Here is a 19,705-nt window from a genome sequence, read left to right on the forward strand (position 1 = left end):
CGGTGCGGTCACAGTCCACCGGTCCCGGCGGCCACCGACTGGGAGTCGGCGAACTCGGCGTAGATGGGGCAGCCCGCCAGCAGTTCGCGGTGGGTTCCGCCGCCCACCACCCGGCCGTCGTCGAGGACGATCACCTGATCGGCCGAGGTGACCGTCGAGATCCGTTGTGCCACGATGATGACCGTCGCATCGGCGGCCACCTCGCGCAGCGCCGCGCGCACCGCGGCGTCGGTCCGGGTGTCCAGGGCCGAGAACGCATCGTCGAAGACATAGAGCCGGGGTCGCCGGATCACCGCCCGGGCGATCGCGAGCCGTTGCCGTTGCCCGCCGGACAGATTGATGCCGCCCTGCGCCACCCGCATTTCCAGCCCGTCGCGGTGGGCGGCCACGAAATCGTCGGCGGCCGCCACCCGCAACGCCTCCCACAGTTGCTCGTCGCTGACCGGGACGTCGGCCGGAGCGCCGTAGCGAAGGTTGTCGGCGACGGTTCCGGAGAACAGATAGCCGCGTTGCGGGACCAGCCCGATGCCCGACCACAGGGCTTCGGGGTCGCGGTCGCGCACATCGATGCCGTCGATCAGGACCGCGCCCTCGGTCACGTCACGCAGCCGGCAGATCAGCGAGACCAGAGTCGATTTGCCTGACCCGGTGGAGCCGACCACCGCGGTGGTGGACCCGGGCATTGCGGTCAACGACACGTCGTGCAGCACCGAGCGGTCGGCCCCGGGGTAACGGAAGCCGACACCGTGCAGCCGGACCTCGCCGGTGACGGCCGCCGGCGTAGCGGGATGTGCCGGGGCACTGATCGTCGGCTCGGTGGACAGCACCTCGGTGATCCGTTCGGCGCAGACCGAGGCCCGCGGCAGGATGGCCAGCACCATGGTGGCCATCAGCACGGCCATCAGGATCAGCATGAAATAGGACAGGAAGGCGATCAGCGAGCCGACCTGCATCTGCCCGGCGTCGATGCGCAGGGCGCCGAACCAGATCAGCGCGACACTGGACGCGTTGATGATCAGCGTCGTGGCCGGCAGCATCAGCGCCTGCAGGTTTCCGACGGTCAACGATGCCTGCGACAGAGCCGCGTTGGCCTGCGCGAATCGGTCCCGTTCGCCGGCTTCGCGGGCGAACGCGCGGATCACCCGGATGCCGGTGAGTTGGTCGCGCAGCACCCGGTTGATGTTGTCGATCAACATCTGCATGCGCCGGAACAGCGGCAGCATCCGCACCACGATCAGATAGTTGGCGATCGCCAACAGCGGCACACTGACCGCCAGCAGCCAGGCCAGCCCGGAGTCCTGATGGATCGCCATCAGCACCCCCCCGACGCTCATGATCGGGGCGGCCACCAGGGTGGTGGCGCTCAACTGCACCACCAGTTGGATCTGCCGGACGTCGTTGGTGGTGCGGGTCAACAGGGTCGGCGCCCCGAAACCGGCGGTCTCGCGGTCGGAGAACCGGATCACCTGGCTGAACACCGCGCGACGCAGATCGCGTCCGAAACCGGCGCCGGTACGAGCCCCGAAATAGACCGCGGCGACCGCGCACAGAGCCTGCAGGGCGGTGACGGCCAGCATCACCGCGCCCAGTCGGGTGATGACCGAGGTGTCGCCGCGGATCACGCCGTCGTCGATGATCGTCGCGTTGACGGTCGGCAGGTAGAGCGAGGAGAGCGTGCTGACCAATTGCAGGGCCATCACGGCCGCGATCGGGCCGCGGTAAGGCTTGATGTAGCAGCGCAGCAGCGCCAGGAGCATGGGGCTACTGTCGCACACCGGTATCGCCCGGGCGTGCTCGCGGCGACGGTGGGCGACACAAACCGACTGGTCATCGCGGTGTCGTGGTTGACGGGCGGCGGTGCCGCTACAGTGCATCGTGTGCGGCTCAAACTGACGGTCCCGGCCTTGGCGGTCGCGGCCCTGATCCCGATGGTCGGCGGCTGTTCCGACTCCGACTCGTCGACCGAAGCTCAGTCCGGTCAGTCGTCTGCGCCGGCGTCCGAGCAGAGCACTCACGGACCGTCGTTCCCGCATTGCGGTGGCGTCAGCGAAGAGACGATGGCCAACCTCACCCGGGTGTCGGGGTTGGTCGGCACGGCGCAGAACTCGGTGGGCTGCCAGTGGCTGTTGCGTGGCGGCATCTCCGGCCCGCACTTCTCCTTCTCCTGGTATCGCGGCAGCCCCATCGGGCGTGAACGCAAGACCGAGGAGGTGTCGCGTACCTCCGTCGAGGACATCAACATCGACGGCCACAGCGGTTTCATCGCGATCGGAACCGCCCCGACGCTGGGCGACAACCTGTGTGAGGTCGGAATTCAGTTCAAGGATGACTTCATCGAATGGTCGGTGAGTTTCGCCCAGAAGCCGTTCCCGGACCCGTGCGACGTCGCCAAAGAGCTGACCCGCCAGTCGATTGCGAACGCGAAATGAGCCGCCGTACTCGCGCCGTATTCGGGGCGCTGGCCGCGCTGGCGGTATTGATCGCGTCGACCGGTTGCTCGCGTGAGGTGGGCGGCACCGCGATCAAGGCCGGTGCCGGTGATACCAAGCGCAACGACAACTCCGAGCGGCAGTACCCGAACCTGCTCAAGGAGTGCGAGGTACTGACCACCGACATTCTGGCCAAGACGGTGGGGGCCGACCCGCTGGACATCCAGAGCACGTTCGTCGGTGCCATCTGCCGCTGGCAGGCGGCCAACCCGGCCGGGCTGATCGACATCACCCGGTTCTGGTTCGAGCAGGGCAGCCTGGACAACGAGCGCAAGATCGCCGAATTCCTGCAGTATCAGGTCGAGAACAAGTCCATCGTGGGGGTGCCGTCGATCGTGATGCGGCCGGCCGACCCGAACGGCGCCTGCGGTGTCGCAAGCGATGCGGCGGGTGTGGTCGGTTGGTGGGTGAACCCGCAAGCCCCCGGCATCGATGCCTGCGAGCAGGCCCTCAAACTGATGGAACTCACGCTCGCCACCAATTCCTGATCGCTCAGGGCGGCGGCGGGTGACCGCCGCCGGCCAACTCGCGTAACTCCGCGACCGCCTCGGCGGCGGTCGGCGCACTCTCGGGGTCGATGAGTGTCTGGATCATCAGGCCCAAGACGACGGCCAGCGCCACCGAACCGCCCATCTCGGCGCGCGCCCGTTGCTGCCCTTCGGCCAGCCGGACCCGTAGTTCGTCGTTGCGTTGAGCTTGCACGATCGCTTCCAGGTGCGACGTCCACAGCGCCTTGTCGGTGGTGAAGGACTCGATCACCGCTCGCCAGCGGTCCATCGCCGACTCGCCTTCGGGTGCCATCCGGGCATCGAGTTCGTCGAGTTCCTCCAGCAGCGCCTGAACCAGGAGGCGTTCCCGGCTGCCGAAGTGATAGCCGATCGCGGCATGGCTGACGCCGGCGGCCGCGGCGATGTCGCGCACCGTGGTGTTGGCCCAGCCGCGTTCGACCAGGCAGCGTTTGGCGCCCTGCAGCAGATCCTCGCGGTTGCCCATCCGTGCAGGCTAGTCACCCGACGAGCCGTTGAACAAACGGTTTGACCAAATGGATTGACCATATGGTCAAAAAGGCGGTACGTTGCTCACAACAACGTGCACGACAAGCCGTCGTCGCGGTCCACAGATCAGGAGGTACCCGTCATGGCACACGTCGTCGTCGAGCGTGTCGAACAGATCGCCGCCAAGCTGGACGCCACCGCCGAGGACAGCGAACGGCTCGGCAAACTGTCCGACGAGTCGGTCGCGCTGATCCGCGAGGCCGGGGTGATGCGCATGCTGCAGCCGACCGATTTCGGCGGCTATGCCGCACATCCGCGAGACTTCGCCGAAGCGGTCATGGCGGTGGCGAAGCACTGCGGCTCCACCGGATGGGTGTGCGGGGTCGGCGGCGTGCATCCGTGGGAGATGGCGTTGATGGACCGCCGACTGCAGGCCGAGGTCTGGGGTGCGGACCCCGACACCTGGATCGCGTCACCGTATGCCGCGCAGGGCGTGGCGACCCCGGTCGACGGCGGCTACCGGCTGACCGGCCGATGGAACTTCTCCTCGGGCACCGATCACTGCAGCTGGATCTTCCTGGGCGCCCGCGTCGGCGGCGGCGACGGTGGACCACCGAAGGTGCTGCACGTGGTGTTGCCGCGCGCGGACTACACCATCGTCGACGACTCCTGGGATGTCATCGGGCTCAGTGGAACGGGCAGCAAGGACATCATCGTCGAGGACGCCTTCATCCCGGCCTACCGCACCATCGACTTCGAACACGTCGCCTCCGGTGCGCGTGCCGCCGAAGCCGCCGGGCGCAGCGAGACGCTCTACAAGCTGCCGTTCTGGACCATGTTCCCGCTGGGGATCACCGCGGCGCTCATCGGCATCACCGAGGGTGCGCTGGCCGCGCATCTGGATTATCAGCGTGACCGGGTGGCTGCGACCGGCACCAAGATCAAAGACGACCCCTACGTGCTGTACGCGATCTCTGAGGCGGCCGCGGAGATCGCCGCCTCCCGGGTGCAGCTGCTGGACGGCATCAGCCGGATGTACGACCTCGCCGACGCCGGCAAGGAGATCAGCTTCGAGGACCGGTCGGTGGTGCGGCGCAACCAGATCCGCAGCGCCTGGCGGGCGGTGTCGGCCGCGGATGCGATCTTCGCCCGCTCCGGCGGCAACGCTGCACGCCGCAACAACCCGTTGCAGCGGTTCTGGCGTGACGCCCACGTCGGACTGGGGCACGCCATCCAGACCCCGGGCACGATCTATCACTCGACCGCGTTGACCTCGATCGGAGTGGAGGCGCCGCCGGCGCTGCGGGCGATGATCTAGCGCGGCACGTGGAACCCGACCAGCGACGCCGACCCCAGCTCCACGTCCGACCAGCTCACGCTGATCTGCAGCACGGCGATGCCGGAGGTCGGGTACTTCTCCGAGATCCGTTGGGCCACCGCGGAATCAGATCCGGCACCGGCCAAGCCGAGGGCGACCGCCGACATCGCGGGTTCGTGGCCGATCACCAGCAGTGTGTCCACCTCGTCGCCGACGGTGTTGATGGTGGCGATGACGGTGCCCGGTGCAGCGTCGTAGAGGTCATCGACGTAACGGACCGGGGCGGTCAGTTCGGTGCGGGCATAGGTCTGCCGGGTGCGGGTGGCGGTCGAGCACAGCACCGCGTCCGGGACCGGGGCGTTGGCACGCAGCCAGTCGCCGGCCAGCCCCGCCTCGCGGATACCGCGCGGCGCCAGCGGACGCTCGTGATCTGCCGCCCCGGGCGGGTAGTCCGACTTCGCGTGCCGCAGCAGGATCAGGGTGCGGTGAGTGCTCATCTGATCCAGGGTAGGTGCCCGGGCCGGACCTGCCGGGCGAGGTCCGCGTGCTTGTCGGTGGCCGGTCATACACTCGCGGTGCTCGACTGGGAGCCGGAGGGAAGGGGACGCCGAATTGCTTGTCGTGCACGCCGCTGACATCCACCTGGACAGTCCGCTGCGCGGGCTGAGCCGGATCGGCGACGACCATGCGCAGGAACTCCGGCGCAGCACGCGGCGCGCGCTGGAGAACCTGGTCACGCTCACCATCGAGCGCCGGGCGGACCTGCTGGTCATCGCCGGCGACCTGTACGACGGCAGCTGGCACGACTTCGGTACCGGACAGTTCTTCATCGAACAGATGGTGAAGCTCAAGGAGTCCGGGGTCCCGGTGGTGATCGCCTCGGGCAACCACGACGCCGCCAGCCAGATCACCCGCTCGCTGACTCTGCCGGAGGGCGTCCATCTGCTGGCCACCGACAAACCGGAGAGCGTCGTCTTCGACGATCTCGGCGCGGTGGTGCACGGTCAGGGCTACGAGAGCCGCGACGTGCAGGAGAACCTCGCGGCGGTCTACCCGGACCGGATTCCCGACCTGGTCAACATCGGGGTGCTGCACACCGCGGCCACCGGGTCGGCCGAGCACGACACCTACGCGCCGTGCTCGGAAGCCGACCTGACGGCACTGCGCTACGACTACCTCGCGCTCGGGCACATCCACCAGCGCGGTCCGGTGGTCGACGGGGAGTTCCCGGCGTACTTCAGCGGCAACCTGCAGGGGCGCAACCCGCGCGAGACCGGCGCCAAGGGAGCGCTGCTGGTCGAACTCGAAGCCGGCTCGCCGGCCCAGATCGCCTTCGAGCCGTGCGATGTGGCGCGCTGGGATCGGCTCGAGATCGACGCCGACGGGATCGCCGACCACGACGATTTGGTGGCAGCCGTCCGGGAGCAGATGCGCGCCGCGGTGCGCGATGCCGCGGGGCGCAAAGTGGTCGTGCGGGTAGCGATCACCGGCACCACGAAGCTGGCCTCGCAGCTGTCGGATGACGACTGGTTGCAGGCGGAGCTGACCGGGATCGCCACCGATGTCGGTGCGTTGGTGGACAAGACGACGGTGCGGGTGCGGCCGCCGCTGCCGCCCGACCCGGAAGCACAACGGCTGCGCGAAGCCGTCGCCGAGGCCGCCGCGGCGTTGGCCGGTGATCGGGAGCAGAGCAGAAAGCTGATGGCCGCACTCGACCGCGAGATCCGCGACATCGCCCGGGGGGAAGACGGCCGCGGCCTCAACCTCGCCGACGACGGTGTGCTGGGCGAACTGTTGGAACGCGCGCGCGACGGACTCGACGCACGGCTGGCGGAGAGGCAGGGCTGATGCGGATCACGCGTTTGACCTTGGCGGCCTACGGGCGCTGCCGCGACGTCACCGTCGACATCGGCGACGGGGTGACGGTGGTGCTCGGCGCCAACGAAGCGGGTAAGTCGACGTCACTGGATGCGCTGAGCGACTTCCTCTGGGGGATCCCGGCCCGAACGTCGCGCGCCGCGGAATGCCCGCGAGCGCAACTGCGCATCGATGCGGTGCTGGCCGGTGATGGTGAGCCCTACACGGTGGTGCGCAAGGCGAACGGACTGTTCGACGGCGACGTCGTCACGCCGCGCCAGGCACCGTGGAATCCGGAGAATCGGCTGTCGGCGCAGTGGTGGCGGACACGACTGGGCTTCAATCACGAGGATCTACGGCGCGGCGGAGACGCGGTATTCGCCGGCAGCGGCGACCTCGCCGACATCATCTTCGCCGCACGCGAAGGCCGCAGCGCCCGCGAAGTGCTGGACGACATCACCGACCAGGCCGACAAACTCTTCAAGTCCGACGGCCGGTCGAAGAAGGTGCACCTGCGCGTCGCGGCAGGAGCCTACAAGCAGGCCGTCACCGATCGGGACAGCCTGCTGACCCGTGCGGACGGAGTCGTAGAGCAGCGCAGAGTCGTACAGGAACTGCAGGACAAGCATCGCCGTCTCCGCGACGAGGTCACCGCGACAGCCCTGGAGGTCAAGGTCGCCGAAGAGAACCTCCGGGTGATCGGCAACGTTCTGGCGTTCAGCCAGGCGACCCGTGAGCTCGAACTCATCGACGGCGAAGGGGATCGGCTGACGCCGTCGGAACTGGTGGATTACGACCGGGCCGGTGATGAGCGGCGCCGCGCACAACAGCGCGCCACCAAGCTCGACGACGACATCGCCTCGATCACCGCGGCTGTCGAGGCGCTGTCGATAGACGACGGCCTGCTCGACGACCGCGAAACCTTCACCCGGCTGAATTCCGAGGTGAAGGTGCGTATCGAGGGCCTGCGCCGCGCGGGTGAGGAGTTCGCGCCGGCGGTCGCGGACGCGGCGACGAAATTGCGGGGTCTGCTGCGCAGTATCGGCATCGACGAGGTCGACGACATCGACACGGCCGTAGCCGAAGCCAGGGTCCGCGAGGACCATGCGGCCACTCTGGACGCACTGGCCGACGAAATCGATGCACTGGAAGACAAACGCCGAGAGGCTCGCGACCGGCACGACACGGCCGTGGCCGCACTGTTGTCCAAAGGCGTCACGGTCGACGTCGCCGCGTCCGAACCTCCCGATGAGGACGCCCTCGCCAAGCGGCGCGCCGAGTTGATCGGGGCGCGCGATGCCGAACGTACGGCACGAACCCTGCACGCCGAGGCGGCCGAGACCGTGCGGAACATGCAATCCGATACGGCCGCCGCACATGCCGGGGCCGCACTGACCCACGACGCCGTCGTCGACGCTCGCCGCAGCCGGGACGACCAGTGGCACACGATCCGACGCTCCTGGGTGACCGGGGAGCTGCCCGGCGCCGATGAACGAGTCGACATGGCAGCCGAATTGGATGCTCGAGTGGTCTCCGCGGACCGGTGCTCCGACGACGAGGCAATGGAGCGTTCGCGCATCGCCGCGCTGGATGCGCGTGCCGAGATGCAGGTGGAGGGGCTTGAGGCGGCCCGCCAGAAGGAACTCGAAGCGGCATCGACCCTGGCCGTCGCGGCCGAGGACACTGGCCGCGCGACCGACGAATGGGCGCAGCTGTGGGCCGGCCTGGGGATCACGGCCGTCCCCGACGTCGACTCCAGTGGCACCGTCGCCGAACTTCTCACCACCGCACACGTCGCCCATGCCCGAGTGCGGTCGCTTACCGATCAGCTCGGCGACCTAGACAGTTCCTGGTGTGCCGCAGCGGAACTCGCCGGGCTGCCGGTGACGACCGCCACGGCCGCGTGGCACCGGCGTTCGCAGGTGCTCGAAGACATCGTGGCCGTCGACGAACAGCGCGCCAAGAGCCTGCAGGGCGAACAGCAGGCCCGTGGTGCCTGGGAGACGTTCCTCGCCGAGGCCGTCGAGTTGCTCCGGCGGCACCGCGTGCTCGATGACGATCAGCAGCTGACGCCGACACTCATCGAGCAGGGTTTCACCCGGCTCGGGCGCGAACTCGAGTCGGCCACGACGGCGCAGGGCAAGCGTTCGACCTATCTCGAGCAGCTCGAAGGTCTGCAGACCGAGCGGGCAGAGGTGCTGCAGGCGCAACAGGCCGCATCGGCGGAGTTGCAGCGACTCGTCGACACCCACGGGCTGGCAACCGAACAGGATCTCGGAGTGCTCGTCGACCGGGCCCTGCGGGCAGCGGAACCGCTTGAGCGGCAGGATGACTCGGCCAAGGCCATCAAGAACGGTTTGGACTCGGGCAGCGACTTCCACCACGTGGTCGACCGGTTGACGGGCCGCGACGAGGTGACGATCGGGCAGGAGTTGGCCGACGCACGCCTGCGCGCCGAGGAGGCGGGCCGGGCAGCCGACGACATGTTGAGCCGATGCACGTCGGCGCGTGACGAGCTCAAGAACCTCGAGGCGGCCGCCGGGGCCGCCGCGGCCGAGGCCGAGGTGGCGGACCGGCAGGCCGAGGTGGCCGATCTCGCGGAGCGGTGGGCGATCCTCGCCCTGCAGCGCAAACTGCTGGAGACCATCCTCGACGGTCTGGGGGCGGGGGATACCCGACCGCTGCTGGACCACGCCGGTCGGCTTCTGGAGCGGCTCACCGACGGGCGTTGGGTGGCGCTGCGTGCCGAGGACGACGGCGCGGTGCGCACGCTGCGGGTCATCCGCTCCGACAACACACCGTGCGACACCGCGGCGCTCTCCGAGGGCACCGCCGATCAGGTCTTCTTCGCGCTGCGGCTGGCGGCGGTGGCCGAGCTGCATCGCGAACGCACCGATGCCGGCGAGGAAGCGCTGCCGCTGGTCCTCGACGACGTGCTGATGGCCTTCGACGAAGAGCGTGTGCGGGGCGCGCTGCAGATCCTGACCACATTGGCTCCCGGCCTGCAGATCATCGTGTTCACCCATCACCAGCATGTCGCCGAAGCCGCCGCCGACGTCGGCGGGATCACCGTGTCGGAGCTGCCGGCGCCCGCATCGATCTCGGATTCACTGGACGGCGAGCTGATCCGCGCCCGGGCTCAACACGGTGGCGTCGAGCTCAGTCCCGCATGAACCCGATCACGGTGTAATCCAGGTCGGCCAGTCCCGGTGCGCCGTAGTTCGCCAGCGAACTGCGCACCGCCACGTTGCCGGTGGTCTGGATCAGCGGCAGGCTGAACCCTTCGGCCCACAGCAGCGTGTCGACTTCGTTGGCCCTGGCTCGGGCCACCGCGGGATCCAGCGCCTCCAGGGTCTCTTCGATCTTGGCGTCGATGGCGGGGCTACCGATCTTGCCGAAGTTGGCCTCGCCGTAGGAGGCGGAGATCTGGTTCAGCCCGGCCAGGGGGAAAGCATCACCGACCCAACTGAATTGGGCGATGTCGAAGTCGCCGACGTTGACGTAGTCGGTGAAAAAGCCGCCACCGGCCTTGGCGTCCAATTGCAGCTTCACCCCGATCTGAGCCAGGTTGTGCTGGGCCACCTGGGCGAATTGTCGGGTGCTGGAGGCGTCGTAGAACAGGTGTCGGATCACCAGCGGCCGGCCGTCCTTCTCCCGGAACTGCCCGTTGAGTTTCCAGCCGAGTTCGTCGAGTTCGCGGGCGGCGCGCTGCGGGTCGTAGGCCACCACGGTGCTGTTGTCCTGGTAGCCCTCCTGGCCGGCGACGTAGATGTGGTTGTTCAGCGGCACCGGGTCCGCGGTCAGTCCGCGCTGGGTCACCTTGGCGATCGTGGACCGGTCGATACCGCGCATCACCGCCAGCCGCAGCGCCTTGTCGGACAGGATCGCCCCCGGTGCACCGTTGAAGGTGAAGTGGCTCCAGGCCGGGGTCGGCGCTCGCCTGATCGCGATGCCCTCGGTGCGCCGCGCGATCGTCAGTTGGTCCAAAGTGGCGACCCCGGTGGCGTCGATGGTGTGGTTCTGCAGCGCCGGCATCCGTGCTGCCTCGTCGAGCACCAGGTAGGTGATGGTGTCGAGCTTCGGCGTACGGCCCCACCAGGAGGGGTTGCGGACCAGGGTGATCCGTTGGCTGGTGCGATCCAGCGTCGACAGCACGAACGGGCCCGCCGACGGGCCGGGCCGGCTCAGCTGGGCCTTGTTGAAGGTGTCCGGGTCGCCGGTCATGCTGGCCGGCAACAACATCGAGTTGCCGGCGAACATGCCGCGCCATTCCGCGTAGGGCTTGGCGAAGCGCATCACCGCCTGCCGGTCGTCGACGCCGCGGGTCACCGAGGCCACCCGTTCGGCGCCGTTGGTGGTCGCGATCGCGAACTCGGGGTCGGCGCCGCTGGTGGCGTGGATCTGGCTGGCGATGTCTTTCCAGGTCAGTGGTGTGCCGTCACTCCAGGTGGCCTTCGGGTTGATCGTGTAGGTGACCACCTGCGGATTGGTGCCGGTCAGTTCCACGCTGGTGAAGTAGTCGGTGTCCACCGTGGCCGAGCCGTCCGGGCCGATGACGAACGCCCGCGGCATGGTGGCCTTGAGCATGGCCGCGTTCTCCGCCAGGTTGCCATCGATGTGCAGCGGGTTGAAGTTCGGCGGAAACTGCGTCATCGATAGGCGCAGGTTGCCGCCGTCACGCAGGTTCGCGGGATCCTGCGGGTTGATGTCGCTGGCGGTGCCGACCGTGGCGGCGCCCTCCGGGGCGGTGATATCGACCGCCGTGCACCCGCTCAGTGCCAACGCGGCAGCTAACACGGTGGCCACCACCCCGTTGACTCTGCGCTCAGGGCGGCCTCTTCTCGCACAATGCCGCCGTGAGCGCAGAGTCAACGTGGGGGTCATGAGCGCACCTCGGGCTGCGGCACCGCGGCCAACAGGCGCCGGGTGTAGTCGTGTTGCGGATTGCCGAACACGTCGTCGGACTCGCCCTGTTCGACGATCTCCCCGGCGAACATCACCGCGACGCGGTGTGCCAAATGTTTCACCACCGACAGGTCGTGGGACACGAACAGATACGACAATTCGAGTTGTTCCTGCAGGTCCAGCAGTAGGTTGATGATCCCGGCCTGGATCGACACGTCCAACGCCGACACCGGCTCGTCGAGCGCCAAGATCTTCGGCTGCAACGCCAACGCCCGGGCGATGCCGATCCGCTGCTTCTGCCCACCGGAGAACTCCGCCGGATAGCGCTGCGCGTCGCCGCGGCGCAGCCCGACCAACTCGAGCAGTTCGGCGACCCGATTGTTGGTGGCGGTCTTGTCTGATCCGTTGGCGCGCAACGGCTCAGCCAAGATCTCGAAGACCGGAAGCCGTGGATCCAGCGAGGCCACCGGATCCTGGAACACCACCTGCAGATCGCGGCGAAGCGCACGCCGGCCGTCCCGTTTGAGGGTGGCGACGTCGGTGCCGAGCACTTCGATCGACCCGGACTGCGGCGCAACCAGTTCCAGGATCTGGTGCAAGGTAGTCGATTTGCCCGAACCGGACTCGCCGACGATGCCCAGCGTGCGGCCCTGCTGCAACTCGAAGCTCACGCCGGCGACGGCACGCACCTCACCGGTCCGTCGCCGCAGCACCCCTTTGGTCAGCGGATAGGTCTTGACCAGATCACGGACCCGCAACACGGTGGGGGAGTCGCCGGATACCGGCGCGGTCACCTCGGTGCGTACGCGATAGATGTCGGCGGCGCTGCGGCCCTCGACCCGGTCGGTGTGAATGCACGCCGCGGAGTGCGCGGCTCCGACCTCGAGCAACTCCGGCTCGTGCACCCGGCAGGCGTCGTCGGCCAGCGGGCAACGCGGCGCAAACGGGCAGCCCGGCTCCGAGCCGGCGGTCAGCGATGGCGGCGCACCGGGGATCGGCACCAACCGGGTGCCCTGCGCGGCGTCCAACCGCGGCGCGGACCCGAGTAGCCCCACCGTGTAAGGCATCCGCCGCGCCCGGTACAGGGTCTGCACCGGCGCGGATTCCACCACCCGCCCGGCGTACATCACCAACGCGCGGTCGGCGAACTGGGAGACCACGCCCAGATCGTGGGTGATGATCAACACCCCCGCACCGGTGACATCACGCGCGGTCTTGAGCACGTCGAGGATCTGCGCCTGAACGGTGACGTCCAGCGCGGTGGTGGGCTCGTCGCAGATCAGCAGGTCCGGGTCGCAGGCGATGGCGATCGCGATCACCACCCGCTGGCGCTCCCCGCCGGACAGTTCATGCGGAAACGCCCGCGCGCGCTGTGCGGGTCGGGTGATGCCGACCAACTCCAGCAGTTCCACCGCGCGCCGGCGGGCCGCCGCGCGACCCAGCTGCGGTCGATGTACCTCGAGGGCTTCGGCGATCTGATCGCCCACCGTGTAGACCGGCGTCAGCGCCGACATCGGATCCTGGAACACCATCCCGATCGAGGCGCCGCGGAACTTCGACATCGCGGCGTCGTCCAGGCCGATCAGTTCGGTGCCCTGCAGTCGCACCGAGCCGGATACCCGCGCGTATTCGGGCAGCAGCCCCATCACCGCCATGGCCGCCGCGGACTTGCCCGACCCCGACTCGCCGACCATCGCCACCACTTCGCCGGCGTCGACGTGATAACCGATGCCGCGCACGGCCTGCACCGCATCGCGTCCGGCGCCGAACGTCACGGCCAGGTCGGAGACTTCCAGCAGCGGCGTCATCGGCGTCCCCGCAAGGTGGCCGCGTCGGGGTCCAGGGCGTCACGCAGACCGTCCCCGGCGAGGTTGGCGCAGACCAGGATCGTGATCAACACCCCGGCGGGGAACAGGAACACCCACGGGAAGGTGATCGCCGAGGAGGTGCCGTCGGCGATCAGGGTGCCCAGCGATACGTCGGGAGGCTGGATGCCGAAACCCAGGTAGCTCAGCCCCGTTTCGGCCAGGATTGCCATCGCGACGTTGAGCGCGGTGTCGATGATCAGGATCGAGGCCACGTTGGGCACCACGTGGTCGAGGATGATCCGGCGGCTGGAGACGCCCATATAGCGTGCGGCACGGATGAATTCACGCTCCCGCAGGCTCATCGTCAGCCCGCGCACCATCCGGGCGCTGATCATCCAGCTGAACCCGGCCAGCAGCAGCACCAACAGTGCGATGTTGCCGCTGTTCTTGGTCCGCGGGGTGATGATTGCGATCAGGATGAACGACGGGACCACCAACAGCAGGTCCACCAGCCACATCAGTGCCCGGTCCCGCCAGCCGCCGAAGTACCCGGCGATCGCCCCCACCGTCGCGGCGATCACCGTGGAGATCAACGCGACGCACACGCCGATCAGCATCGACTTCTGCATGCCGCGCAGGATCTGGGCCAGCAGGTCCTGGCCGAGCGCATTGGTGCCCAGCCAGTGCCCGGAGCCCGGCGGAACCAACAGCGCGTCGTAGTCGAGGTCGGTGTAGGAGTAGGGCAGCAGCCCCGGCAACGTGTCGCAGCCGACGAACATCACCACCAGCAGGGCCAGCGCTACGACCGCGGTACGACTGCGCAGAAACCGGCGCAGCACCAGGGTGCGCCGGGAGGCGAATTCCACCGTGGCGCTCATGACACCCGCACCCGCGGGTCCAGCAGCGCGTAGATGACATCGGAGAGCAGGCCGGCCAACAGCACCACCGCCCCGGTGAACACCGTGATGGCCGCGACGATATTGGTGTCTTGGGTGGCCACACCCTGCACCACCCATTCGCCCATGCCGTGCCAGCCGAAGATCTTCTCCACGAACACCGCGCCGGTGACCAGGCCGGCCACCCCGTAGGCGAACAGTGTCGCCATCGGGATCAGCGCGGTCCGCAGCCCGTGTTTGAACAGGGCGCGCCGGCGGGTCAGGCCCTTGGCCCGGGCGGTGCGGATGAAATCCTGCCCGAGCACATCGAGCATGGCGTTGCGCTGGTAGCGGCTGAAACTGGCGGCCGCGCCCAGCGCCAGGGTCAGCGACGGCAGCACCAGGTGCTGCAGACGGTCGACGAGCCCGGGCCAGAATCCGGTGACCAGCCCGGGGGAGGTCTCCCCGGTGTAGTCGAACAGTTGCGCGCCCAGCGCCCAGTTCACCCGCAACGCACTCAGGATCACCAGGTTCGCCAGCACGAACGTCGGCACCGACAGCACCAGCAACGCCGCCAGGGTGATGACGCGGTCGGACAGCCGGTACTGGCGCACCGCGCCCCAGGCGCCGGCCACCACACCGATCACGGTGCCGGCCAGCGAGCCGACCACCAGCAGGCGCAGGCTGACGCCGATGCGCCGGCCCAGCTCCTCGGAGACCGGCTGGCCGGTGACCGTGACGCCGAAGTCGCCGCGCACCGCGTGTGAGGCCCAGTGCGCGTAGCGCAGCGGAATCGGCTTGTCCAAGCCCAGGTCTGCGGCCTTGGCGTCGATGACGGCCTGCGGCGGCCGCGGGTTGCGCTGCATCAGGCTGTCCAGCGGTGCGAACGCCAGCGAGGTCAGGCAGAAGGTCAGGAATGACGCGAGGCCCAGCAGCACCAGGTAGTTCAGTGCCCGGCCGGCCAGAAACCGCATCATGGCCCAAAGGGTAGAGGTCCTCGGCGCGAGCGTGCGTGTCTGCCCGCGACACACCGTGAAAATCTGTACAGCTGCGCACGTTCACCGCAGAACACCAGCCGTCAACAGATGATTTTGCGATGATTTTTATCCGTGGAATCCGCGGCCTTCTTCATTAGAATCCGGGCGACGACGACAGAGGGAGAAGACCGGTGACCGTTACCGACGACTACTTGGCGAACAATGCGGAGTACGCGAAGACCTTCAAAGGTCCGCTGCCCATGCCGCCGAGCAAGCACGTCGCGATCGTCGCCTGCATGGACGCCCGCCTCGACGTCTACCGGGTGCTGGGCCTCAACGAGGGCGAAGCGCACAGCATCCGCAACGCCGGCGGCGTGATCTCTGAGGACGCGATCCGCTCCCTGGCGATCAGCCAGAAGTTGCTGGGTACCCGCGAGATCATCCTGATCCACCACACCGACTGCGGGATGCTCACCTTCACCGACGACGAGTTCAAGCAATCGATCGTCGAGGAGACCGGTATTCGCCCGAGTTGGGCGGCCGAGGCGTTCGCCGATCCCGCCGAGGACGTTCGGCAGTCGCTGCGGCGGGTCAAGGCCAGCCCGTTCATTACGCAGACCACCTCGTTGCGCGGATTCGTCTTCGACGTCGCCACCGGCAAGCTCGAAGAAATCACCCTGTAAGCGGGCCCTGCCTCACCCGTTCCGCCCTCCCGCGAGCGTGCGTGTCTGTCCAGCGACACGCCGCAATCGGCGTACAACTGTGCACGCTCGCGGCGGGGCGGACGGGGGACCGGGAGGCCATTGCACGACGCCGCCGGTGACGCCTCCGCCGTCCGCGCGGAGATCACATTGACAGCACCACCGGGCGACTGGTTCGATGTCCAGCTATAACCAACAAATATGGTAAGTCTCACCAAGATTATCGGGTATCCCTGGCAAGGAAGTCATGACCAGTAACATCACCGCGCCCCCGGGAACGTCGACGGCCGGGCATTATCAGCTCTCGCAGCTCCGCACCCTGGAGGCCGAGGCCATCCACATCATTCGGGAGGTGGCCGCGGAGTTCGAGCGGCCGGTGCTGCTGTTCTCCGGCGGCAAAGACTCCATCGTCATGCTGCATCTGGCGGTCAAGGCGTTCGCGCCGGGCCGACTGCCCTTCCCGGTGATGCACGTCGACACCGGTCACAACTTCGAAGAAGTCATCGCCACCCGCGATGAACTGGTCGCCAAGACTGGGATCCGACTGGTCGTCGCATCGGTGCAAGAAGACATCGATGCCGGCCGCGTGGTCGACAACGGCCCGTCGCGTAACCCGCTGCAGACGGTCACCCTGCTGCGCGCCATCCGCGAGAACAAGTTCGACGCGGCGTTCGGCGGCGCCCGCCGCGACGAGGAGAAGGCCCGCGCCAAGGAACGCGTCTTCAGCTTCCGCGACGAGTTCGGCCAGTGGGACCCCAAGGCGCAGCGGCCCGAACTGTGGAACCTCTACAACGGCCGGCACCGCAGCGGCGAACACATTCGGGTGTTCCCGCTGTCGAACTGGACCGAGTTCGACATCTGGTCCTACATCGGCGCCGAGGAAATCACGCTGCCGTCCATCTATTTCGCGCACCAGCGCAAGGTGTTCCGGCGTGACGGAATGCTGTTGGCCGATCACGAATTCCTGCAGCCCGCCGACGACGAGGAGGTGTTCGAGACCACGGTCCGGTTCCGCACCGTCGGCGACGTCACCTGCACGGGTTGCGTCGAATCCACCGCGGCCACCGTCCAAGAGGTGATCGACGAGACCGCGGTCTCGCGGCTGACCGAGCGCGGCGCCACCCGCGCCGACGACCGAATCTCCGAAGCCGGTATGGAAGACCGCAAGAGGCAGGGGTATTTCTGATGAGCGCGCCAACCACGCTGCTTCGGATCGCGACCGCCGGTTCGGTCGACGACGGCAAGTCCACGCTGATCGGCCGGTTGCTGTTCGACTCGAAAGCCGTCATGGAAGACCAGCTGGCCTCGGTCGAGCGCACCTCCCGTGAGCGCGGAAACGACTACACCGACCTGGCATTGGTCACCGACGGGTTGCGGGCCGAGCGTGAGCAGGGCATCACCATCGATGTCGCCTACCGCTACTTCGCCACGCCCAAGCGGAAATTCATCATCGCCGACACCCCCGGGCACATCCAGTACACCCGCAACATGGTGACCGGTGCGTCGACCGCACATCTGGCGATCGTGCTGGTGGACGCCCGCCACGGCCTGCAGGAGCAGTCCCGTCGGCACACCTTCCTGGCGTCCCTGCTGGGAATCCGGCACATCGTGTTGGCCGTCAACAAGATGGACCTGATCGACTGGGACGGCGACAAATTCCAGGCGATCCGCGACGACTTCCACTCGTTCGCCACCCGTCTGGACGTGCACGACGTCACGACCATCCCGATCTCGGCGCTGCTGGGCGACAACGTGGTGACCAAGTCCGACAAGACGCCCTACTACGAGGGGCCGTCGCTGCTGTCGCACCTCGAAGACGTCTACATCGCCGGTGACCGCAACCTGGTCGACGTGCGATTCCCGGTGCAGTACGTGATCCGCCCGCAGACCCATGAGCACGCCGATCACCGCAGCTACGCCGGCACGATGGCCAGCGGCGTGCTGCGCCCCGGCGACGACGTCGTGGTGCTGCCGTCGGGCAAGCCCACCAAGATCGCCGAGATCCAAGGGCCCACCGGTGTCGTCGACGAGGCGTTCCCGCCGATGTCGGTTTCGGTGAGCCTCACCGACGACATCGACATCTCGCGCGGGGACATGATCGCCCGCACCAACAACCAGCCGCGGGTGACCCAGGATTTCGACGCGACGGTGTGTTGGATGGCCGACGGTGCGACCCTGCAGCCGGGCAACGACTACCTGATCAAGCACACCACCCGCACCACCCGGGTACGGGTGATGGCGCTCGACTACCGCCTGGACGTCAACACACTGCACCGGGACAAGGAGGCGAACACGCTGGGGCTCAACGAGCTCGGCCGTGTCTCGCTGCGGGCCCAGGTCCCGCTGATGCTCGACGAGTTCAGTCGCAACGGTTCCACCGGGTCGTTCATCTTGATCGACCAGGCCACCAACGGAACCGTGGCGGCCGGCATGGTGCTGCGTGACGTATCGCCGCGCGCGGCGAGCCCGAACACGGTGCGCCACGATTCGCTGGTCACCGCCTCGGACCGGTTGTCGAAGGGCCGCACGGTGTGGCTGACCGGACTGTCCGGTGCCGGCAAGTCGTCGGTGGCCATGCGCGTCGAGCAGATGTTGCTCGAAAGGGGCACGCCCGCTTACGTTCTCGACGGCGACAATCTGCGCCACGGCCTGAACGCGGACTTGGGTTTCTCGATGGCCGACCGCGCGGAGAACCTGCGTCGTCTGGCGCATGTGGCCACGCTGCTCGCCGATTCCGGTCAGGTGGTGTTGGTCCCGGCCATCAGCCCGCTCGAGGAGCATCGGCAGGCGGCCCGGCAGGTGCACACCGACGCCGGCTTCGACTTCGTCGAGGTCTTCTGTGACACCCCGCTGGAGGAATGCGAACAGCGCGATCCCAAGGGGCTCTACGCCAAAGCGCGCGCCGGCCTGATCACACACTTCACCGGTATCGACAGCCCTTATCAGCGGCCGAAGAATCCCGATGTGCGGTTGAGCTCGCAAGACGGTCTCGACGAGCAGGCCCGTCAGGTCATCGCGGCGATCGACGGCCGGCGGTGAACGACCACCAGTTGGCGGCTCACCTCGCCGCTGAGGCGGGCAGGCTGCTGCTGGGGGTTCGTGACGAGTTGGCCGACGCCGGCGAGGCGGAGCGGAAGGCGGCGGGCGACAGGCGTTCGCATGAGTTCCTGATGGCGGCGTTGGCGGTCGAGCGTCCGGAAGACGCGGTGCTGTCCGAGGAGGGCGCCGACGATCCGGTTCGGCTGCGATCGGATCGGGTCTGGATCGTCGACCCACTCGACGGCACCCGGGAGTTCAGTGAACTCGACCGCGACGACTGGGCGGTGCATGTGGCGCTGTGGCAGTCCGGTGAGCTGACCGCCGGTGCCGTAGCGTTGCCGGCCCGCGGTATGACACTGGCCACGCCGTCGGTGCCCGCCCCGCCGGAACACCAAGGCGCGCCGCGGATCGCGGTGTCACGCAGTCGGCCCCCGGCGGTCGCCGAGACCGTCCGCGAGCGGTTGGACGCCGTGCTGGTGCCGATGGGCTCGGCGGGGGTGAAGGTTGCCTCGGTGGTGCAGGGCACCGCCGACGTCTATGTGCATGCCGGCGGTCAGTACGAGTGGGATTCGGCCGCCCCGGTAGCGGTGGCCCGCGCCGCGGGTCTGCACACATCGCGTATCGATGGGTCGCCGTTGATCTACAATCGGCCGGATCCGCTGCTGCCCGATCTGCTGGTGTGTCGCCCCGAATACGCGGAAGCCGTACTCGCAGCCATCAACTGACTCCGCAGTCCCGACG

The 19,705-nt window shown here is 68.0% G+C and carries 16 protein-coding genes; 9 read left to right on the forward strand and 7 right to left on the reverse strand.

Features of this window, described 5'->3' with window-relative positions; all coding sequences use genetic code 11:
* Positions 1 to 8: 8 nt before the first annotated feature.
* On the reverse strand, positions 9 to 1,757 hold the full coding sequence (locus tag RCP38_RS05655) for an ABC transporter ATP-binding protein (RefSeq protein ID WP_308476127.1): 1,749 nt from the start codon (positions 1,755 to 1,757) through the stop codon (positions 9 to 11).
* Positions 1,758 to 1,928: 171 nt separating this feature from the next.
* Here RCP38_RS05655 and RCP38_RS05660 point away from each other — a divergent pair, with 171 nt between their 5' ends.
* Together RCP38_RS05660 and RCP38_RS05665 are read left to right on the forward strand one after the other, a co-directional pair.
* The gene (locus RCP38_RS05660; RefSeq protein ID WP_308477082.1) at positions 1,929 to 2,429 is read left to right on the forward strand and encodes a DUF3558 domain-containing protein; all 501 of its coding nucleotides are present in this window, start codon (positions 1,929 to 1,931) and stop codon (positions 2,427 to 2,429) included.
* The gene (locus RCP38_RS05665) at positions 2,426 to 2,977 is read left to right on the forward strand and encodes a DUF3558 domain-containing protein (RefSeq protein WP_308476129.1); all 552 of its coding nucleotides are present in this window, start codon (positions 2,426 to 2,428) and stop codon (positions 2,975 to 2,977) included. Before RCP38_RS05660 ends, RCP38_RS05665 begins: the two co-directional genes overlap by 4 nt.
* Before the next feature lie 4 nt (positions 2,978 to 2,981).
* Here RCP38_RS05665 and RCP38_RS05670 read toward each other — a convergent pair whose 3' ends face one another.
* The gene (locus RCP38_RS05670) at positions 2,982 to 3,482 is read right to left on the reverse strand and encodes a TetR/AcrR family transcriptional regulator (RefSeq protein WP_308476131.1); all 501 of its coding nucleotides are present in this window, start codon (positions 3,480 to 3,482) and stop codon (positions 2,982 to 2,984) included.
* Between the two features lie 144 nt (positions 3,483 to 3,626).
* Between RCP38_RS05670 and RCP38_RS05675 the strand changes: the two genes are divergently transcribed.
* Positions 3,627 to 4,802 (forward strand): acyl-CoA dehydrogenase family protein, encoded by a 1,176-nt coding sequence (locus RCP38_RS05675; protein ID WP_308476133.1) that lies wholly within the window; start codon positions 3,627 to 3,629, stop codon positions 4,800 to 4,802.
* On the opposite strand, the gene RCP38_RS05680 is transcribed toward RCP38_RS05675, so the two are convergent.
* On the reverse strand, positions 4,799 to 5,299 hold the full coding sequence (locus tag RCP38_RS05680; RefSeq protein ID WP_308476134.1) for a SixA phosphatase family protein: 501 nt from the start codon (positions 5,297 to 5,299) through the stop codon (positions 4,799 to 4,801). The genes RCP38_RS05675 and RCP38_RS05680 overlap by 4 nt on opposite strands.
* A gap of 124 nt (positions 5,300 to 5,423) precedes the next feature.
* On the opposite strand from RCP38_RS05680, the gene RCP38_RS05685 reads away from it, so the two are divergent.
* On the forward strand, positions 5,424 to 6,650 hold the full coding sequence (locus RCP38_RS05685) for a metallophosphoesterase family protein (protein WP_308477083.1): 1,227 nt from the start codon (positions 5,424 to 5,426) through the stop codon (positions 6,648 to 6,650).
* Positions 6,650 to 9,832, forward strand: a complete 3,183-nt coding sequence (locus RCP38_RS05690) for an AAA family ATPase (protein ID WP_308476135.1) — start codon at positions 6,650 to 6,652, stop codon at positions 9,830 to 9,832. The genes RCP38_RS05685 and RCP38_RS05690 overlap by 1 nt, the downstream gene beginning before the upstream one ends.
* On the opposite strand, the gene RCP38_RS05695 is transcribed toward RCP38_RS05690, so the two are convergent.
* The 4 genes from RCP38_RS05695 to RCP38_RS05710 are packed head-to-tail and all read right to left on the reverse strand — an operon-like array spanning position 9,819 to position 15,224.
* The gene (locus RCP38_RS05695) at positions 9,819 to 11,543 is read right to left on the reverse strand and encodes an ABC transporter family substrate-binding protein (RefSeq protein ID WP_308476137.1); all 1,725 of its coding nucleotides are present in this window, start codon (positions 11,541 to 11,543) and stop codon (positions 9,819 to 9,821) included. The genes RCP38_RS05690 and RCP38_RS05695 overlap by 14 nt on opposite strands.
* Positions 11,540 to 13,372, reverse strand: coding sequence for a dipeptide ABC transporter ATP-binding protein (locus RCP38_RS05700; RefSeq protein WP_308476139.1), 1,833 nt, complete (start codon positions 13,370 to 13,372; stop codon positions 11,540 to 11,542). The genes RCP38_RS05695 and RCP38_RS05700 overlap by 4 nt, the downstream gene beginning before the upstream one ends.
* The gene (locus tag RCP38_RS05705) at positions 13,369 to 14,250 is read right to left on the reverse strand and encodes an ABC transporter permease (RefSeq protein ID WP_308476140.1); all 882 of its coding nucleotides are present in this window, start codon (positions 14,248 to 14,250) and stop codon (positions 13,369 to 13,371) included. Before RCP38_RS05705 ends, RCP38_RS05700 begins: the two co-directional genes overlap by 4 nt.
* Positions 14,247 to 15,224 (reverse strand): ABC transporter permease, encoded by a 978-nt coding sequence (locus RCP38_RS05710; protein ID WP_308476142.1) that lies wholly within the window; start codon positions 15,222 to 15,224, stop codon positions 14,247 to 14,249. The genes RCP38_RS05705 and RCP38_RS05710 overlap by 4 nt, the downstream gene beginning before the upstream one ends.
* Positions 15,225 to 15,415: 191 nt before the next feature.
* Here RCP38_RS05710 and RCP38_RS05715 point away from each other — a divergent pair, with 191 nt between their 5' ends.
* From RCP38_RS05715 to RCP38_RS05730, 4 genes are all read left to right on the forward strand, one after another.
* Positions 15,416 to 15,907, forward strand: coding sequence for a beta-class carbonic anhydrase (locus tag RCP38_RS05715; RefSeq protein WP_308476144.1), 492 nt, complete (start codon positions 15,416 to 15,418; stop codon positions 15,905 to 15,907).
* A gap of 265 nt (positions 15,908 to 16,172) precedes the next feature.
* Positions 16,173 to 17,111, forward strand: coding sequence for a sulfate adenylyltransferase subunit CysD (gene cysD / locus RCP38_RS05720; protein WP_308476147.1), 939 nt, complete (start codon positions 16,173 to 16,175; stop codon positions 17,109 to 17,111).
* On the forward strand, positions 17,111 to 18,964 hold the full coding sequence (cysC, locus tag RCP38_RS05725) for an adenylyl-sulfate kinase (RefSeq protein ID WP_308476148.1): 1,854 nt from the start codon (positions 17,111 to 17,113) through the stop codon (positions 18,962 to 18,964). Before cysD ends, cysC begins: the two co-directional genes overlap by 1 nt.
* Positions 18,961 to 19,689, forward strand: coding sequence for a 3'(2'),5'-bisphosphate nucleotidase CysQ (locus RCP38_RS05730; protein WP_308476149.1), 729 nt, complete (start codon positions 18,961 to 18,963; stop codon positions 19,687 to 19,689). The genes cysC and RCP38_RS05730 overlap by 4 nt, the downstream gene beginning before the upstream one ends.
* Positions 19,690 to 19,705 lie beyond the last annotated feature (16 nt).

Source organism: Mycolicibacter sp. MU0083, from assembly GCF_963378075.1.
Lineage (GTDB): Bacteria > Actinomycetota > Actinomycetes > Mycobacteriales > Mycobacteriaceae > Mycobacterium > Mycobacterium kokjensenii.

Bases quoted from the DNA above. Each gene is read 5' to 3' on its own strand.
- cysC (WP_308476148.1), top strand. From the start codon at position 17,111: ATGAGCGCGCCAACCACGCTGCTTCGGATCGCGACCGCCGGTTCGGTC.
- RCP38_RS05690 (WP_308476135.1), top strand. From the start codon at position 6,650: ATGCGGATCACGCGTTTGACCTTGGCGGCCTACGGGCGCTGCCGCGAC.
- RCP38_RS05705 (WP_308476140.1), bottom strand. From the start codon at position 14,250: ATGAGCGCCACGGTGGAATTCGCCTCCCGGCGCACCCTGGTGCTGCGC.
- RCP38_RS05670 (WP_308476131.1), bottom strand. From the start codon at position 3,482: ATGGGCAACCGCGAGGATCTGCTGCAGGGCGCCAAACGCTGCCTGGTC.
- RCP38_RS05710 (WP_308476142.1), bottom strand. From the start codon at position 15,224: ATGATGCGGTTTCTGGCCGGCCGGGCACTGAACTACCTGGTGCTGCTG.
- RCP38_RS05660 (WP_308477082.1), top strand. From the start codon at position 1,929: ATGGTCGGCGGCTGTTCCGACTCCGACTCGTCGACCGAAGCTCAGTCC.
- cysD (WP_308476147.1), top strand. From the start codon at position 16,173: ATGACCAGTAACATCACCGCGCCCCCGGGAACGTCGACGGCCGGGCAT.
- RCP38_RS05655 (WP_308476127.1), bottom strand. From the start codon at position 1,757: ATGCTCCTGGCGCTGCTGCGCTGCTACATCAAGCCTTACCGCGGCCCG.
- RCP38_RS05680 (WP_308476134.1), bottom strand. From the start codon at position 5,299: ATGAGCACTCACCGCACCCTGATCCTGCTGCGGCACGCGAAGTCGGAC.
- RCP38_RS05675 (WP_308476133.1), top strand. From the start codon at position 3,627: ATGGCACACGTCGTCGTCGAGCGTGTCGAACAGATCGCCGCCAAGCTG.
- RCP38_RS05665 (WP_308476129.1), top strand. From the start codon at position 2,426: ATGAGCCGCCGTACTCGCGCCGTATTCGGGGCGCTGGCCGCGCTGGCG.
- RCP38_RS05695 (WP_308476137.1), bottom strand. From the start codon at position 11,543: ATGACCCCCACGTTGACTCTGCGCTCACGGCGGCATTGTGCGAGAAGA.
- RCP38_RS05700 (WP_308476139.1), bottom strand. From the start codon at position 13,372: ATGACGCCGCTGCTGGAAGTCTCCGACCTGGCCGTGACGTTCGGCGCC.